This window comes from Mycolicibacterium aurum (assembly GCF_900637195.1).
GTDB lineage: Bacteria > Actinomycetota > Actinomycetes > Mycobacteriales > Mycobacteriaceae > Mycobacterium > Mycobacterium aurum.
This window is the reverse complement of sequence record NZ_LR134356.1, coordinates 4,189,514-4,205,822: the sequence shown is the minus strand read 5'-3', so window position 1 is coordinate 4,205,822 and position 16,309 is coordinate 4,189,514. Positions and strand designations below refer to the sequence as shown.

At 65.6% G+C, this 16,309-nt stretch carries 17 protein-coding genes; 6 read left to right on the top strand and 11 right to left on the bottom strand.

Annotation, left to right across the window (positions count from 1 at the left end; genetic code table 11):
- Genes EL337_RS19635 through EL337_RS19625 form a run of 3 tightly spaced genes read right to left on the bottom strand, consistent with a single transcriptional unit; the run spans position 1 to position 2,991 of the window.
- Positions 1-993 (bottom strand): phosphotransferase family protein, encoded by a 993-nt coding sequence (locus tag EL337_RS19635; RefSeq protein WP_048632137.1) that lies wholly within the window; start codon positions 991-993, stop codon positions 1-3.
- A gap of 32 nt (positions 994-1,025) precedes the next feature.
- Positions 1,026-2,324 carry an acyl-CoA dehydrogenase family protein gene (locus EL337_RS19630; protein WP_048631946.1) on the bottom strand — a complete coding sequence of 433 codons (1,299 nt, stop codon included), beginning with the start codon at positions 2,322-2,324 and terminating at the stop codon, positions 1,026-1,028.
- A gap of 19 nt (positions 2,325-2,343) precedes the next feature.
- Positions 2,344-2,991, bottom strand: a complete 648-nt coding sequence (locus tag EL337_RS19625; protein ID WP_370737143.1) for a TetR/AcrR family transcriptional regulator — start codon at positions 2,989-2,991, stop codon at positions 2,344-2,346.
- A 137-nt stretch (positions 2,992-3,128) separates the two neighbouring features.
- Here EL337_RS19625 and EL337_RS19620 point away from each other — a divergent pair, with 137 nt between their 5' ends.
- Together EL337_RS19620 and EL337_RS19615 are read left to right on the top strand one after the other, a co-directional pair.
- Entirely contained in the window at positions 3,129-3,554 is a 426-nt protein-coding gene (locus EL337_RS19620) for a VOC family protein (protein WP_048631948.1), read from the top strand.
- A 3-nt stretch (positions 3,555-3,557) separates the two neighbouring features.
- Positions 3,558-3,743 (top strand): hypothetical protein, encoded by a 186-nt coding sequence (locus EL337_RS19615; RefSeq protein ID WP_048631949.1) that lies wholly within the window; start codon positions 3,558-3,560, stop codon positions 3,741-3,743.
- A 3-nt stretch (positions 3,744-3,746) separates the two neighbouring features.
- Here EL337_RS19615 and EL337_RS19610 read toward each other — a convergent pair whose 3' ends face one another.
- The 7 genes from EL337_RS19610 to EL337_RS19580 form a co-directional block, all read right to left on the bottom strand.
- Complete coding sequence (locus EL337_RS19610; protein ID WP_048631950.1) at positions 3,747-4,700, bottom strand: TIGR03564 family F420-dependent LLM class oxidoreductase; 954 nt, start codon at positions 4,698-4,700, stop codon at positions 3,747-3,749.
- A gap of 12 nt (positions 4,701-4,712) precedes the next feature.
- Positions 4,713-5,456 carry a hypothetical protein gene (locus EL337_RS19605; protein ID WP_048631951.1) on the bottom strand — a complete coding sequence of 248 codons (744 nt, stop codon included), beginning with the start codon at positions 5,454-5,456 and terminating at the stop codon, positions 4,713-4,715.
- Positions 5,457-5,460: 4 nt separating this feature from the next.
- Positions 5,461-6,372: an NAD-dependent epimerase/dehydratase family protein gene (locus EL337_RS19600; protein WP_048631952.1), complete on the bottom strand. Its 912-nt coding sequence runs from the start codon at positions 6,370-6,372 to the stop codon at positions 5,461-5,463.
- A 93-nt stretch (positions 6,373-6,465) separates the two neighbouring features.
- On the bottom strand, positions 6,466-7,284 hold the full coding sequence (locus tag EL337_RS19595; RefSeq protein WP_048631953.1) for an Emopamil binding protein: 819 nt from the start codon (positions 7,282-7,284) through the stop codon (positions 6,466-6,468).
- A gap of 63 nt (positions 7,285-7,347) precedes the next feature.
- Positions 7,348-9,033, bottom strand: a complete 1,686-nt coding sequence (locus tag EL337_RS19590) for a nitric oxide reductase activation protein NorD (protein WP_048631954.1) — start codon at positions 9,031-9,033, stop codon at positions 7,348-7,350.
- The gene (locus tag EL337_RS19585; RefSeq protein ID WP_048632138.1) at positions 9,030-9,851 is read right to left on the bottom strand and encodes a CbbQ/NirQ/NorQ/GpvN family protein; all 822 of its coding nucleotides are present in this window, start codon (positions 9,849-9,851) and stop codon (positions 9,030-9,032) included. Before EL337_RS19585 ends, EL337_RS19590 begins: the two co-directional genes overlap by 4 nt.
- The gene (locus tag EL337_RS19580; protein ID WP_048631955.1) at positions 9,838-11,010 is read right to left on the bottom strand and encodes a spirocyclase AveC family protein; all 1,173 of its coding nucleotides are present in this window, start codon (positions 11,008-11,010) and stop codon (positions 9,838-9,840) included. The genes EL337_RS19585 and EL337_RS19580 overlap by 14 nt, the downstream gene beginning before the upstream one ends.
- Positions 11,011-11,148: 138 nt before the next feature.
- Here EL337_RS19580 and EL337_RS19575 point away from each other — a divergent pair, with 138 nt between their 5' ends.
- Complete coding sequence (locus EL337_RS19575) at positions 11,149-11,754, top strand: TetR/AcrR family transcriptional regulator (protein WP_048631956.1); 606 nt, start codon at positions 11,149-11,151, stop codon at positions 11,752-11,754.
- Between the two features lie 10 nt (positions 11,755-11,764).
- On the opposite strand, the gene EL337_RS19570 is transcribed toward EL337_RS19575, so the two are convergent.
- Complete coding sequence (locus EL337_RS19570) at positions 11,765-13,210, bottom strand: aldehyde dehydrogenase (protein WP_048631957.1); 1,446 nt, start codon at positions 13,208-13,210, stop codon at positions 11,765-11,767.
- A gap of 209 nt (positions 13,211-13,419) precedes the next feature.
- On the opposite strand from EL337_RS19570, the gene EL337_RS19565 reads away from it, so the two are divergent.
- Genes EL337_RS19565 through EL337_RS19555 form a run of 3 tightly spaced genes read left to right on the top strand, consistent with a single transcriptional unit; the run spans position 13,420 to position 16,309 of the window.
- On the top strand, positions 13,420-14,688 hold the full coding sequence (locus EL337_RS19565; RefSeq protein WP_048632139.1) for an aromatic ring-hydroxylating oxygenase subunit alpha: 1,269 nt from the start codon (positions 13,420-13,422) through the stop codon (positions 14,686-14,688).
- A gap of 2 nt (positions 14,689-14,690) precedes the next feature.
- On the top strand, positions 14,691-15,047 hold the full coding sequence (locus tag EL337_RS19560; protein ID WP_048631958.1) for a hypothetical protein: 357 nt from the start codon (positions 14,691-14,693) through the stop codon (positions 15,045-15,047).
- Entirely contained in the window at positions 15,044-16,309 is a 1,266-nt protein-coding gene (locus EL337_RS19555) for a metal-dependent hydrolase family protein (RefSeq protein ID WP_048631959.1), read from the top strand. Before EL337_RS19560 ends, EL337_RS19555 begins: the two co-directional genes overlap by 4 nt.

The following is a 16,309-nucleotide window of genomic DNA, read 5'->3' as shown; positions in this document are numbered from 1 at the left end:
CTAGCCCCGATAGTCCGTGGACTCGGCGAGTTCGGCTGCCGAGTCCATCAGGCTTGTCACCACCGGCCCGAACGCCAGCAGCTTCTCGTCGGTTCCGGCCCGCTGGAAGCCCTGTTCCAGGACGATCGCCAGTTTCCACTTCGCCAGCACCAGGTAATAGTCCAGATCGTCGACCTGGCGGCCGGACACCTCGGCGTAATGAGCGACCACGGCGTCACGCGACGGCATGCCTCGCATGTCCACATAGCTCATCTCTGCGTCGTCGGGCTTCTCCATGTCCTCCGGCCACGACTGCACCATCCACCCCAGATCCAGCTTGGGGTCGCCAACGGTACCCATCTCCCAGTCGACGATGGCGGCCAACTGCGCCGGGGCGCCGTGCCGGTACATGACGTTGGCGAACTGATAGTCGCCGTGCATCAGGCCGGGGATGAAGTCCAGCGGCTTGTGCGACCGCAGCCATCCTGTGGCGACGTCCAGCCCCGGTAGCTCGCGCCCTTTGATGCGGTCGAGGAAGCCGGTCCACCGGTCGACCTGGCGTTCGTGGAAGCCCTCGGGCCTGCCCAGGTCCTGCAGTCCCTTGGCGCGCCAGTCCACCTTCGACAGCAGGGCAATGCCCTCGGCCAGTTGATAACTGAGCCCGGGCCGGGTGGTCGGGTCGGCATTGAAGGGCTCGGGCCACACGCCGTGGGTGTCCATCGGTGACCAGCCGTCGACAAAGCCCATCAGGTAGAACGGACGGCCGAGCACGGTGGCGTCGTCGCAGACGCCGACCGCCGCGGTGTGCGGGACGTCGGTGCCGTCGAGCGCCTCGACGATGCGCCATTCCCGCAGAATCCCTTTGTCGCGGTCAGGTGGTGCCCCCGGCGGAGGCATGCGCAGCACGCAGCGATGGTCGCCGCGCCGGATCTCGAAGATGACATTCTGGGTGCCGCCGGACAGGAAGTGGGCGGTCAGCGGTTCACCCTTGCCATCGAGTGCGGCGCCGTCCATCCAGTCGGCGAGGCGTGCGGTGTCGATCCCGCTCACTGGTTGCCCACCTCATGTTCGAGGAATTCAGCGTACTTCGCTTGCGCCGCCTGTCGTTTGGCGGGAATCCACTCGGTGGGCCAGGTGCCCTCGGCCGGTCGGTAGTCGCGAAGCACCTGCTTGGCGACAGTGGTCTTGTGCACCTCGGTGGGCCCGTCGGCGAGTCCCATGACCGCGGCGCCGGTCACCATGCCCAGGAAGGGCACCTCATTGGTGACACCCAGCGCGCCGTGGACCTGCATGGCTCGCCACGCGATGTCGTGAAGCACCGAGGGCATCACGACCTTGACCGCGGCGATGTCCTTACGGACCCTCTTGTAGTCGTTGTACTTGTCGATCTCCCATGCGGTGTAGAGCACCATCAGCCGGAATTGCAGCAGCTGGGCATAGGAGTCGGCGATGTAGCCCTGCACGAACTGCTTGTCCGAGAGCCTGCTGCCCTGAGTTTCTCGGCTCAAAGCCCGTTCGCACATCATGTCGAGTGCCTTGCGGGACAAACCGATTGTGCGCATCGCGTGGTGGATCCGTCCGCCGCCGAGACGGGTTTGCGCGATGACGAATGCCTGCCCCTCGCCGCCCAGCAGTGCTTCCGAGGGCACCCGCACGTTGTCGTAGTGGATCAACGCATGGGAGCCCTCGTCGGCGCGCTCGCCGTAGAGGCCGATATTCCGTTCGATCTTCACGCCGGGAGTGTCGGTGGGCACGAGGAACATGGACATGCCCTGGTAGGCGCTGACGTCGGGGTTGGTCACGACCATCACGATGAGGAACGATGACGTTGCCGCGTTGGAGGAGAAAAACTTCCAACCGTTGATGACCCAGTCGTCACCGTCGCGCACAGCGGTGGTCGTGAACATGGTCGGGTCGGCGCCGGCGTGCGGCTCGGTCATCGAGTAACAGGAGAACAGCTCACCGTTGAGCAGCGGGCGCAGGTACTTCTCCTTCTGCACGTCGGTACCGTAGTGGGCGATGATCTCGGCGTTGCCGGTGTCGGGTGCCTGGCAACCGAAGATGACCGGCGCCCACTGGGAACGACCGAGGATCTCGTTGAGCAGGGCGAGCTTGAGCTGTCCGTAGCCTTGACCGCCGAGGTCGGTGCCGAGGTGGGTGGCCCACAGTCCCCGCCTGCGGACCTCGTCTTTCAGCGGATCGATTGCCTTGCGGCGCATGCCGTCCAATGGCACGAACTGCTGGTGCGGAAATGCCAGATCCAGCGGCTCGACCTCCTCGCGGACGAACTCGTCGGCCCAGTCCAGCACCTTCTGGTACTCGGGGTCGGTTTCGAAATCCCACATGCGGCCTCCTTGCCGGTGATCAGGATCGGATGTATCCGTTGATGAGTGTGCCGATGTCGGCGGTGACGACCTCGGCGAACGAGCGCTTCCCGAAGGCGCCTGCCGCCCAGTGTCGGGCGCCCTCGCTGACCATCGTCTGGGCGAGGTAGGCCAGGTGCGCTGTGTCGATCCCGGCCGGGAGTTTGTCGTCGTCGGCGGCCCGCGCAAAGAGTTCGGTGAACATGTCGGCGTCCAGATCCGGGGGAGTGCCTTCGGCCAAGAGTCGGTGCTCGTGCCGGTAACCCTCGAGGATCGTCTCGACGATGAGCTCCCGGGGATTGCGCGCCATCGACTCTTCGAACGCAGTGAGCGCGGCGCGGATGACGGCATCGATGTCGTAGGGCTTGGTCAGCAATCGGTGGATTGCCCGCTGTGCCGATTGCGTCGACATCACCCCGACCTCGAAGAGCACGTCTTCTTTGCGCGGGAAGTAGAAGTAGAAGAGCGCTTTGGACACTCCTGCGGCAGTGCAGATCTCGGCGACGGTCGTGGTGGCGTAACCCTTCGTGCGCCACAACGCCATCGCCGCCTGAACGAGCATCCTCTTGGTCTCGTGCGATCTGGCTCGCTGGAAAGAAGCGCGACGCTGACCACGGTCAGCAGTCTGGTCCGCGACCATATCGGGCATGCCTCGGACGCTAACAGAGCAATTCGTCGTTGGGAATAGTTGACCGACGTCTAACTAACTTTTTCACGCATACCAACACCTATGGGCTGCGGGGTCGGTACTTTCGGGTGACAGTCAGCCTGAACCGGAGGTCGTCCGTGCCCAATCAGCTTCATCACGTCGTCATGCGCAGTCATTCGGCGGACGCGTTCATCGCGTTTCTCACCGACGTCGTCGGCATGACCGTGCAACACCAGATGCGGGTTCCTGGTCCGGTCCTGGAGACGACGCTGGGCTGGCCACCCTCGGACGGTGCCGACGTGACGATCCTCGGTAGTGGAGTCGCCGGGCTGATCGAGGTGCTCGACGTCCCGGAGCATCTGCGCGATGCAGCCCCGGAGGGATTGGCCGCGCTGTCGTTCCTGACCGACGACTTCGCAGGCAACCTCGACGCGGCGAAGGGCCACGCCAGCGATGTCACGGTGTTCGATGCGGGAGTCCCGGGGGTGGACCTGTTCTTCTGCACCGTCGGCGGGGTGCCGATGGAGTTCATGGGCAGCTACGCCGCCGGGTCCCCGGGCTGAGAGATGGGATGGCTTCGCCTGGGCGCGCTCGCGTTCGCATTGCTCGCGCTCGTCGCAGGCGGGTTGCAGATCGCCGCGTTCGTGTCGAATGGCTTTGTGCGACACGCGGTCGTCGGCGGTTTCGCGATTGCGGTGGGATGTTCGGTGCTCGGTGCAGTGGTCGCGTCCGTCCTACGCTCCCGGCGCTGACGCCTACAGGCTCGAGCCGAGCGACGCCAGGAACTCCTGCGTGTGTTGACGGGACGCACGACGCGCGGCGTCGTCGTCCCCGAGGGGGATCACTCGCGCTGCAAGGTCGGTGACGCCTGCGTCGCGGTAGCTGCGCAGGCGCGCCAGCACGGTGGACTCGTCGCCCGCCGCCATGGTGTCACCGACGTCCTCGGCGTCGCCGTGCTCGAGTAGGCGGACGTAGTTGGGGGAGAAGTGTGCGTGGCCCAGCACCTCGCTGGCATACTCGCGCGCCGTGTCCGTCTCGGCCGGTGAGCAGACGGCGACAGGCACGCCCGCCGCGACGCGGGGCGCCTTTCGCCCCGCGGCGTCCGCTGCGGCGCTGACGCGCGGCGCGACATAGTCACCGATCGCCCGCTCGTCGGCCATCCACAGAATGGTGCCGTCGGCCCGTTCTCCGGCGATGCGCAGCATGGCGGGCCCGAGCGCAGCGAGCAGAATCGGCGGGGAAGTGTCCGATACGTCGACCGGGCTGTGCACGCGGAAGCCGGTGTTCTCGATGTCGACCTGGCCGGGCCCGGCGAAGGCCGCGGTGAGCACGTCCAGATGGTCGCGTAACTCGTGCACCGGCCGCTCGTAGCCAATGCCCAGCTGTCCGTTGATGATCCAGTCATGCGAGACGCCAAGGCCGAGCGTGAAACGGCCACCGCATGCGGCATTCGTGGTCAACGCCTGCTGCGCCAGGATGAGCGGGTGCCTGGTCTGGACGGGAACCACCGCGGTACCGAGCTCGATGGACGAGGTGGATGCGCCGATGAGGGCGATCGCTGTCATTGCGTCCAGATATCCGGGCACCTGCGGGAACCAGAACGAGCTGAATCCGGCCGTCTCGGCAGCCATGCCATCGGCGATCAACCCTGCGAGCCTGTCCCGGCGTTCACGCTCCCTGTCGGAGCCGACCATCAGGCCGATGCGCACGTCACTCCTCGGTCACGGCACATAGCGGTCCCATTCATGCGGGACGACCGTGTGAAACGGTGCGGCGAAAAGCGGTTCGACGCCGTCGGTGTCCCAACGATCTTCGAGTGCAGGTCGCAGCCGCTCGGCGACCCGCACCGGGTCATCGTCCAGGAAGTAGTACGAGATCGTCTGCCCGGGCGCGGCACTGGCCAGGCTGGCGCCGACGGCCAGCGATGTCGCCGTCCAGACGCCGGCCACTCCCTCGACGTCGAGCAGACGCTGCGCCGACGCCGTCCCCTGCTCCAGCGTGAGGTAGACGCCGCCGACCGGCCACCAGGGCAGAACGTCGGCGCCGACTTTGACTCGCGGCGCCGCCACTCGCGCCTCGACACCGTAGACGCCGCGCTCCACCGGCGGAAGCAACGGGAGTTTGCGTCCTGCGTCGCCGAGGGCCGTGGACAGCGCCATGAACGGCTCCATCCCGCCGGGATCGCTGAAGAAGTACGTCATCACGTGGTCGACGGCGGAGAACCGATCGGCGCCGGCCAATCGAGCCTCTCGGCACGCAGGCGTCGACACCAGGCGCAGCGACGCGCGGACCGCGGACAGCCGGTGCTGCTCGGGTCGGTGATCGAGAGTGTGCCATCGCAGATATTCGGCATCGAGTCCCTCGGGATGGCGGGTGGCCATGGACACGAACAAGGTGGAGATGTCACCGCGACCCGCGGCGAGCACGTCGTCGACGTCGTCGGACGGGGTTCCTGGTAGCTCCACCGCCTCAGCCCGCCCGTTCGACAAGTGTGAGTTCGGGATGGCGGGCGGCAATCATGCGCCGAAACCCCTCGCGCCATGGAACTTTCGTCCTCCCGAGCACCTCGTGCATGTGCGTCACGTCGGGCCACAGCGGCATGTGCGCCTCTGCGGTGTACTCGAAGACGGGGTCCATTCCGACGAGCCCACCCATGTACGCGCAGTACTCCTCGACACTGACGGTTTCGCTGCCCGCCCAGTTCACCACCTGTGGCGGCGATGCCGCGACTTCCATCGCGCGGATGCCGAGCTCGACGTAGTCGTCCTCGTAGATGGGGTTGTAGTTGTTCGGTGCGTCGGGATGAAGCCGGATCGGCTCCCCGGCCAAGATCGCGTCGAGTCGGTCGGCGGGTGATCCGCCCTCCGGTCCGTAGGTGGAGCAGATTCTGATGATCGTCAGGGGAATTCCGTGCTGCCGGGCGATCCAGCTACAGACAGCCTCGGCCGCGATCTTGGAGAAGCTGTAGTTGGCGCGCAGCGGTACCCCGGGCGGGTCGTCCTCGGTGAGTGGACGCCGGCCCTGATACCCGTAGACGGACCCGGTCGAGCACAGCACGAAACCCTTGGCGGCCCGGCAGTGGTAGAGCAGGTCACCGGAGTTCTGCGCGTTCGTCTCGACGCATCTGCTCCAGGTGCCCTGGCCCGGGTCCACAGCTGCGTGGAAGACGTACGTGAAATCGTTTGGAAGAGAGGAGAAATCACCGACACTCAGGTCGAGGGGCAGCGGTGTGACGTCGACTTCTGCCAGTCTGTCCCGGTCCGCCGGGTCGCGCAGCCGCGCAGCTCCCCACACCTCGTTGCGGGCGGCCAGGGTGCGCGCGATCGGAAAGGCGATCTTGCCGGTGGCTCCGGTGATCAGAATCTTCTCGCCGTCCAACAATGCCGACCTCCCATCACTCCATCGGTCATGGCGCTCTCACACCGTGTTTCGCCGGCATGGTCGCGGGCGGAATCTCGGAGATCGAGCGTCACATCATCGTCCGGTGGATCCTCGGACCGCCCGCACGTTGACGCCGGCGTTCGCCGCGCCCGCCCGGCGGGTCAGATAGTCGATCTGCAGATGGATCGAGTACAGCACAAGCGGCGGTAGCACGATGAACGGGATGTTCTCGCCGATGAACTTGAACCCGAGCCCGAATGCGCCCTGCCCGATGTTGCTGAAGCCGGCGCCGACCTCGGCCAGGAAGTACACCGCGGTGCTGCTCATCAAGATGGCGCATCCGGCGAACGTGACCCACAGGCAGCGGATGCGCGATTCGATCGGAAGGTCCCTCTTGATCAGCCGAGTCCACATGACGAACACGGTGATGCCGGTGAGGACACCGACTATCTCCAGCGCGAAGATCCAGGGATTGCCGCTGACATAGCGGGTATCGGCCAGACCGTACTGCCACCACAGCCATTTCCACCCGGGGTCGGTCGTGGGCGCCCACAGGCCCAGCGGATGCCCGATCAGGAACATCAGCTCGTAGCCGATCTGGCTGCCCGCGGTGTAGGGCAGATAGAACAGGGTCAGCTCTGCCGCCTTGTCGAGACGGGTCCTGTTTTCTCCCGGGGCATTCCACAGGATGACGAACGGCAGCAGGATCACCGGGATGCCGAAGATCAGGTTCACGACGACGTCGGTGGTGAATGACGGGGCGATGAATCCGACGCTGACCCCGATGGTCACCAGCAGGAACATCGCGAACGTGAAGATGCCCGTCCAGGTGTAGATCTTGAGGCGATGAGGCGCCCAGGGCTGGGCGAAGTTCGGTTCGTGAACGTCGGGTGTCGTCAGGTCGTCGGGCACGGTGCCACCTCCTGGAGCGCTTCGACCGAGGCAATATCAACTACTTGTGAATCCTCGGGCAGCCTATACCCGGTTCTGCCGTGGAGCGGACAGTTCGCTGAGCGCGGCCAGAAACAGCACATCCATCCGCGGGCTCACCTCGGCCAGTGTCGCGCCGTGGGCGTGGCTGGCCGAGCCGAACACCCGCTCGAGGGACTCCGTGTCGGTGGCGGATCCCAACGACAGGCACAGGCATCCGACACCGTCGGCGCGCTGCTCTTCCAGCGCTTTCCTCGAATCGGCTTCGGCGTAACGGCCTTCATAGCCATCGTCGTAGGGATAACCGTCCGACAGCACGAGAAGCAGCCGGTTGGGCGTCCCCGCGTCACGCGCGAGGATCGCACCTGCGCCCCGGATGCCGGCGCCCAACCGGGTGTAGCCCGACGGCTGTATCCGGTTGAGGCGGGCGCGCGCGACTGCGCCGAACCGTTGTCCGAAGGTCTTGATCGCGGCCAGGTGAACGGAGCTTCGCCCCTGGGACGAGAACCCGTAGACCGCGACGCGGTCGCCGAGCTCTTCGAGTGTCGCCGCTAGGATGGCGGCCGCGCGGCGCTGATGGTCGTGCACGGCCAGTCCGTCCTGGTCGGCGTCGGTGGCGGACCCGGACACGTCGAGCAGGATGAGTACGGCGAGATTCCGGGCGAGTCTGCGGCGTTCCGTGTAGACGTGTTCGGGCGGTGAGTGACCCGAGCGCAGATCGACGAACAGATCGATGAGCGCCTCGGTGTCGAGGTCGTCGCCGTCGGCGCGGGCACGCAACGCTTTGGGGCCCAGCCCGACGCGGGCGAGCTTTTTGCGGAGTGTGCCGTCGCGGGGAACACCGGCGCCGGCAACGTCGGCAGCGGTCGTGACCGGGAAGTTGACGACCCTGCACCAGTCGGGTCGATAGCGGTCGTTGAACACGTCCCATTCCGGGTATAGGGCGCCACTCACACCGACTGCCGCACCCGGCGTGTCGGCACTTGTGAACCGGATCGGGGTCGGTACCGGCCGCGCACCTGTGCCGGCGCGCGAGGTCCGCTGTATCGAACCGGCCTCCAACTCGCCACCGGCGCCCTCGTTCCCCGAGGAGCGAGAGCTGCCGAACAGCGCGCGCAGGAATTTCGCGGGTGCCTGCGCGCCGACCGGCAGTTCGAACAGCTTCAGGATCCAGCTCTTCTGTGATGGGTCGGCATCGTCGTCGTCTTCGTCCATCTCAGACGTGTGCTCGACGTCCATTCTGGCGTAGGTGCCGGATGGCCGCGAAGCCGGTTCATCGCGACTGCGAACCAGCTTCGAGGGCTTGATGGTGCCGAACCAGTCCGGTGCGGCATCGAGTGTCGTTCTGCTCTCGGCGATCTCCAGCGAATCTCTGGAACTGGACGACCGCGGCGGGGGGTCAAGACTCATTGCTGCTGCCAGCGGGACCCGCCGACCGAGTTCGGTGAGTACGCGGTGCCCTTCGAGCCTCAGGTAGCGACGTGCGAGCAGGCTCCTTCCCCGCAGCCTCGTGACGTACGCGCGGTCAAGACTGCCGGCTCCGAGAAGGGCGCACTGGACCAGTACTTCGCGCCGCTGCATATCTGGATCCGCTCCCGCCGAGACGAAGACGACCTGCCCGTCGGTGTACGCGGCCTCCCCTGCGGGGGCCACGGCGACGTCGACGGACCGCCCCGCCAGGAATCCGGCCAGGAGCCGGAGACGCTGCGGGTCGGCGGGTTCGGCACTCACCGCCGAGGCAGAATCGCATCGGCGAGTTCACCGAGGCCGCGGATCACATCGAGGTCATCGGAGAGCACCTCGACGACGGCCGACTGCACGGCGTCACGCAGGCTGAGTCCTTCAGCGACGAGACCGCCCGCCAGAATCAGCATGCGGGTGGATGCCACCTCGGTCAGCGTCGAGCCGCCCAGGCTCCGAATGGCGTTGCCGAGGGCCACCAGCGACCCGGCGGTGGACCCATCGATCCCGGCCTCACGAGCCACGACCTCGGACTCGATGGCCGCAGTGGGAAAATCGAGGCTGATCGCGACGAAGCGCTGCCGCGTCGAGTCCTTGAGGCTCTTCAGGATGCTCTGATAGCCGGGGTTGTACGAGATCACGAGCTGAAAGCCCGGCGCCGCAGACAGAGTCGTCCCCAGCCGATCGATGGGCAGCGTGCGCCGGTGGTCGGCGAGCGGATGGATCACCACCGTGGTGTCCTGACGAGCCTCCACGATCTCGTCGAGATAGCAGATGGCGCCGCCCCGCACCGCTCTGGTCAAGGGACCGTCCACCCAGACGGTTTCACCGCCCTTGAGCAGGAAGCGGCCGACCAGATCGGCCGAGGTCATGTCCTCGTGCCCGGCGACGGTGATCAGCTCCCGGCCGAGTTCATGGGCCATCGCCTCGACGAAACGGGTCTTGCCGCAACCGGTGGGCCCCTTGAGCAATACCGGCGAACCGCGACGCGCCGCCGCCCGGAAGATTTCGGCTTCACTGCCGACTACACGGTAAAACGGGGCGGGCGAACCGCTTTCGGCCTGCGGCCGGAGGCTATTGACCGTCATCGCCACGTTGGATCGGCACTACGGGTGGCACTTCCACGCCATCGGGCAACACGAGTTCACCGTCATGGTTGATGTAGCCGGAGTGCTTGGTCGGCAGCGGTAGATCAGGATTCGGGCACGGTCGATCGGTCCCCTCGCCGCAGATGCCCGGGTTGAAGTACGAGCGCTTCTGCACATCCTCCGGCCACGGATCGCCGTGCATGCCGAGCCAGGTCGCCGGGACGTTGTAGAAGAGGAAGAAGCATGCGCTGACGCCACCGAAGATCGCCAGGAAGCGGATGAACTGTTGCTTGACCATTCCGCCACGGACGCGGTCGAGGCCGCGTTCGACAACGGTGCGTCCTCGGTCATCGGTGAAGAAGCGCAGGCAGCACAACGCCGCCTGGACCCCGCCCCACATGAAGCCCTCGTAGATCGGCCACTGGTAATACGTGCCTGCGTTGAACGACAAGGACTGGATGGCACCGGGGTAGGAGTAGAAGCCGATCGGCAGCAGGATCAAGGCCTCCATGATGAAGTCGAAGACGATCGCGATCGCGTATGTCGCCAAGATGAGTCGCAGGTTGCTGATCGCCGGCCAACGGTTCTTGATCCGGCGCATGATCCAGCACCCGACGATGGTCAGCAGCAGAACGCCATACATGTAGCCGGGGATGTTGGTCAGTATCGGTTCGGGCACCGTATGGCCCGGTTCCTCGTGAGCCACCCAGCCTGGAATGTGTGGCGCCCAGGAGCCCTGATTGAACAGCCACGCGTTGTAGGTGCACCAGGTGCTGTAGTAGTTCAACATCGGATCCTGGAACATCATCAGACCCATCGACACCAGCAGCATGCCGTCGAGCGTGATGCGCTTCTCGCGCACCCAGGGCCGGATGAGGAAGAACCACAGCGCGAAGGGAAGGCCGATCCAGAGCACGATGGCATTGGCCATCAGCGGGATCTGCATGTACATCGGCGGCTCGGTCGGCCCTCCGTCTACCGGCTCGAAGAACGGCCCGGACACCCAGCGGATGCACACGTAGAGGGTGTACGCCAGGAACACGGCGCCGACGCCCGCCCAGATCTTGTACGCCCCCGATGACGTCGGCCTCCGTTTGCCGAGGTCGGTTGTGGCGCCTACCGATTCGGTGACAGCGGACTTCTTGGACAGGTCACTCATGATCGGTTTCCCCTCGGCGATCGTGGAAGCAGTCAGCCGTCCCGCATGTGGCGGCGTCGGCGACCCAGCGGCCACAAATATACTCATGAGTATCTGAGAATCCAATAGGTATCCAAGAATCTGTGAAAGACTTTCGCCATGGTGGAGCGGTGGACCCGCGAGCGGCGGCTGGAGCACACCCGGGCGCTGCTGATCGACGCCGCCGAGGACGTCTTCGCCGAAAAGGGTTTCACCTCAGCCACACTCGACGACATAGCGCGCGCCGCCGGTTACACCAAGGGTGCGATCTACAAACACTTCACGACCAAAGAAGAGCTCTTCCTTGCGGTGAGCGACCGCTACTGGCGGCGCTACTTCGACAACTTCGCCGAGGTGATGTCCAGTGCGAGTCGCGTCGGAACACACGAACTCGACGAGATCGCGGAGCGCTGGCGGCAACTGAGCGTCGACCGAGGCGCTGAACACGCGGCACTCGGCCTGGAGTTCACGCTGTATCTGCTCCGCAATCCGGACGCGCGCGAACGTGTCGCGGCGAAGAGGGCCGAGGTGGTCGATCAGCTGGCCCAGTTCATCGTCGACGGCATGCAGCGGCTCGGGGCCACCCTGCTGATTCCGCCGATCACCTTCGCTCAGGCGCTGGTTGCCACCAGTGACTCGGTCGTGCTCGGAAGTCAGCTCGACGACGTGGATCTCTTTCGGCCCGTGGTCGAGATGTACACATCCGTCATCAAGCTTCCTGACTGACCGGACGCACCTAACGTGGGGCCACCGCAATGGATTTCGTGTCAGTGTAGCCGTCGATGCCCTCCCGTCCCAATTCGCGGCCGTACCCGCTGGCTTTCACTCCGCCGAACGGGGCGAAGGGGTCCATCGGATACCCCTGGTTCACGCCGAACGTTCCGGTGCGGACCGCTGCGGCCACCGCCAGTCCACGTTCGTCGTCACCGGTGAACACCGAACCTGCCAACCCGTAATCGGAGTCGTTGGCGATCCGGATCGCCTCGGCGGTGTCCGAATAGGGGATGACGGTCAGCACCGGACCGAAGATCTCCTCACGGGCGATGGTCATGGAGTTGTGGGCGCGGTCGAACAGCGTGGGTTTGACGTACCAGCCGCGATCGAGATCGTCCGGCATACCGGCTCCGCCGGTGACGACCCGCGCCCCGTCCCGCACGCCCTGTTGCAGATAACCGGTCACACGCTGCTGCTGTCGCTGTGCGACGAGCGGACCGACCTGGGTGGCACTCTCGGTCGGGTCTCCCACCACGAGGGCGCTCATCTCAGCGGCCAGCGCATCGGTGAACTCCGCTGCACGCGTGTGCGGGACCAGGATGCGCGTCAGCGCATTGCAGATCTGGCCGCTGTTGGACAGGCTCGCCGAGCGCACCCCCGAGGCGACTGCAGCCGGGTCGGCGTCCTCGAGAACGATCGCGGCCGACTTGCCGCCGAGCTCCAAGCTCACCCGTTTGAGACCCGCCGCAGCTGCGGCGGCGACAGCTCTGCCTGCGGCGGTGGATCCGGTGAACGACACCTTGTCGACACCGGGATGCCGCACCAACTGCTCCCCGACGCGGCCATCCCCGGGAAGCACGCTGACGACGCCGGGCGGAAACCCGGACTCGGCGATGATCTCGGCGAGCAGGATGGCGTCGAGCGGGGACTCGGCAGCAGGCTTGAGCACCACGGAACAGCCGGCCAACAACGCCGGAACGAGCTTCGTGACGATCAGGAACTGCGGCATGTTCCACGGCACGATCGCGGCGACGACACCGACGGGTTCGCGCAGTACCCGAATGTCGGAGCCGTAGCGTCCCGGCCTGTCCTCGCGCCACGGATAGGTCTCGGCCACGTCGCAGAACGCGCCGATCATCGACCAGGGAAGCGCGGCCTGTGCCCGCTGAGCAAAGCTGATCGGGGCGCCCAGCTCTGCGGTGATGAGATCGGCCATGTCCGAGCGTCGGTCTCCGTAGCGCTCGCCGAATCGGCGGAGGACGTCGACCCGCTCGCCGGCGTCGGTCCGGGGCCACGGCCCGAGGTCGAACGCCTCGCGGGCGGCGGCCACCGCGGCGTCGACATCGGCAGGCCCGGCCGCGGCCACGGAGGCGACCGTCGCCTCGGTGTGGGGGGACACGACCTCGATGCGCCGGTCTGTGCTCGGTGCACGCCAGGCTCCGCCGATGAACAGCTGGTCGTGACGCACGGTGACTCCTCCATGCCGGTGATCCACAGTGAATATCAACTACTTGCGATTGATCTGTGAAGCATATACCGTCGGCGGTACCGGCTTCCGCGACATGGCGAAAAGGCAGCTGTGCCTGGTTGTTTGCCTGCACACTCGGCTCGGCGCTGCGAGAGCGGGCGGTGCGGCAGTGACGGCAGGCAAGAGGAGCGCAGCCGAAGGAGATGACGATGCCCCGATTTCCCAAACCGCCAGAGGGCAGCTGGACTCAGCACTACCCGCAGTTGGGGACGGGCCCGGTGTCGTACGAGGACTCCGTCGACCCGGAGTTCTACGAGGTCGAGCGCAAAGCTGTGTTCAGACGCGCGTGGCTAAATGTGGGCCGCGTCGAACAGATTCCGCGCAAGGGCAGCTACTTCACCAAAGAGATGAAGGTCGCCAGCACGTCGATCATCGTCGTGAGGACCACTTCCGGAGAAGTGAAGGCCTACCACAACATCTGCCGCCACCGCGGCAACAAGCTGGTGTGGAACGACATGCCGCTGGAAGAAACCAGCGGGGTGTGTCGGCAGTTCACCTGCAAGTACCACGCCTGGCGCTACGACCTCGACGGCAACCTGACGTTCGTGCAGCAGGAGGGCGAGTTCTTCGATCTCGACAAGAGTCGCTACGGTCTGGTCCCGGTCCACTGCGAGGTGTGGGAAGGGTTCATCTTCGTCAACTTCGCGAAGGAAGAACCCGAGCAGTCGCTGCGCGATTTCCTCGGCCCGATGATCACTGATCTCGAGGGCTACCCGTTCGACCGCATGACCTCGCGGTTCCACTACCGGTCCGAGGTGAAGGCCAACTGGAAGCTCTACATGGATGCGTTCCAGGAGTTCTATCACGCACCTGTGCTGCATGCGAACCAGTCGCCGACCGCGTATTCGAAGGCAGCAGCCGAAGCGGGATTCGAGGCGCCGCATTACCGGATCGAAGGCCCGCATCGCCTTGTCAGCACCTCGGGGATCAAGGCCTGGGAGATGGCCGACGAGATGCGTAAACCGATCGAGGACATCTGCCAGAGTGGGCTTTTCGGACCGTGGGACAAACCCGATCTCGGCGAGATGCCTGCAGGCTTGAACCCGGCGAAATGTGAACCATGGGGCCTGGATTCGTTCCAGCTGTTCCCCAACTTCGTGATCTTGTTCTGGGGTCAGGGTTGGTACCTGACCTATCACTACTGGCCGACGTCGCACAACACCCACCTGTTCGAGGGGACCGTGTACTTCCCGCAGCCGCGGACGCCGCGCGAACGCATTGCGCAGGAGCTCGCCGCGGTGTCCTTCAAGGAGTACGGACTGCAGGACGCGAACACACTCGAGGCCACTCAGACGATGGTCGAATCGCGCGTGCTGGATGAGTTCGTGCTCTGCGACCAAGAGGTGCTGATCCGGCACCTGCACACCGAAACAGCCGCCTGGGTCGAGGATTACCGGCGCAAGACGGCGGGAGTGTGACGATGAGTGTGGATGTGAACCCGGAAACGAACACGGCCAAGTTGCCGCCGGAATTCGCCGATCTGGAGGAATTCTCCGACTGGTGCCTCGGTTCGGAGCCCGAGCGCTACGCGAAACGGCTCGGTAGTTCGATGCCGGAGATTCAGGCGTTCTACGACGCGATCACCGCGCGTGCCGAGGAGGCGATCGCCTACTGCGACAAGTTCTCCCTCGACGACTTGCCCGAGGACGTTCTGAACCTGATGCACATGCTGTACTCCATGATTCAGGCGTCGTTCCCGGTCGAGTGCTGGAAGCAGCCCAAGGTTCCCGACACCGGAGCCACGTCGCTGGACTGCGACGTCGAACCCGTCCCGTGACCGTCACGGTCCTGAAGGCCGCCCGGTGGGCGGACGTCGAGGCCGGTGTGGTCCGCACGCCCGCCGTCGTGGTGGTCCACGACAACCGCATCCAATCGATCAATCCGGCACAGGAGCCCGCGGACGCGGACACCGTCATCGACCTCGGTGATGTGACGTTGCTTCCCGGGCTGATGGACATGGAGCTCAACCTTCTGATCGGCGGTCCGGGTGGTCCGGAGGGGCTGCCCAGCCCGATGCACGGTGTCCAGGACGACCCTGCCTACCGCACGTTGCGCGGGGCCGTCAACGCCCGCACCACACTGGAGGCCGGCTTCACGACCGTGCGGAACCTCGGTCTGATGGTGAAGACGGGCGGCTACCTGCTCGACGTCGCATTGCAGCGCGCCATCGAGCAAGGGTGGCACGCCGGGCCCCGCATCTATCCGGCAGGCCATGCCGTCACCCCGTACGGAGGCCATCTCGATCCCACGGTCTTCCAGCGGCTGGCTCCCGGCATCATGCCGCTCTCGGTCGCCGAAGGTATCGCCAACGGAGTCGACGAGGTCCGGGCGTGCGTGCGCTACCAGATCCGACACGGCGCCAGGCTGATCAAGGTGTCCGCATCCGGCGGGGTCATGTCGCACAGCACCGCGCCGGGGGCTCAGCAGTATTCGGACGAGGAGTTCGCCGCCATCGCCGACGAGGCGCACCGCGCGGGCGTGCGGGTCGCAGCCCACGCGGTGGGGGACAGTGCGATTCGCGCCTGTATCCGGGCCGGTATCGACTGCATCGAACATGGCTTCCTGGCCACAGACGACACGATTCAGATGATGGTCGATCACGGCACCTTCCTGGTCTCGACGACGTACCTCACCGAGGCGATGGCGATCGACCGCATCGCGCCGGAACTACGGAAGAAGGCCGAGGTGGTGTTCCCGCAAGCTCAGGCCATGCTGCCGAAAGCCATCGCGGCCGGGGTGCGGATCGCCTGCGGCACAGACGCTCCGGCTGTTCCGCACGGACAGAACGCCAAGGAGTTGCGTGCGCTGGTCGCCCGGGGGATGTCCCCGATGCAGGCGTTGCGCGCCGCGACCATCACCAGCGCGGAGCTGATCGACGCCGACGATGAACTGGGACGGCTCGCTCCCGGCTATCTCGCCGACATCATCGCGGTCGGCGGTGATCCCGCCGAAGACATCGCCACGACATTCGATGTGCGCTTCGTGATGAAGGACGGCGCCGTGCACGTCAGCGGTCAGGATCCCGGCCGGGACGGCTAA

Excerpts from the sequence above, each read along its gene's own strand:
- EL337_RS19585 (WP_048632138.1), bottom strand. The coding sequence starts at position 9,851 with ATGACGGTCAATAGCCTCCGGCCGCAGGCCGAAAGCGGTTCGCCCGCC.
- EL337_RS19625 (WP_370737143.1), bottom strand. The coding sequence starts at position 2,991 with ATGCCCGATATGGTCGCGGACCAGACTGCTGACCGTGGTCAGCGTCGC.
- EL337_RS19630 (WP_048631946.1), bottom strand. The coding sequence starts at position 2,324 with ATGTGGGATTTCGAAACCGACCCCGAGTACCAGAAGGTGCTGGACTGG.
- EL337_RS19580 (WP_048631955.1), bottom strand. The coding sequence starts at position 11,010 with ATGAGTGACCTGTCCAAGAAGTCCGCTGTCACCGAATCGGTAGGCGCC.
- EL337_RS19575 (WP_048631956.1), top strand. The coding sequence starts at position 11,149 with ATGGTGGAGCGGTGGACCCGCGAGCGGCGGCTGGAGCACACCCGGGCG.
- EL337_RS19565 (WP_048632139.1), top strand. The coding sequence starts at position 13,420 with ATGCCCCGATTTCCCAAACCGCCAGAGGGCAGCTGGACTCAGCACTAC.
- EL337_RS19560 (WP_048631958.1), top strand. The coding sequence starts at position 14,691 with ATGAGTGTGGATGTGAACCCGGAAACGAACACGGCCAAGTTGCCGCCG.
- EL337_RS19635 (WP_048632137.1), bottom strand. The coding sequence starts at position 993 with ATGGACGGCGCCGCACTCGATGGCAAGGGTGAACCGCTGACCGCCCAC.
- EL337_RS19615 (WP_048631949.1), top strand. The coding sequence starts at position 3,558 with ATGGGATGGCTTCGCCTGGGCGCGCTCGCGTTCGCATTGCTCGCGCTC.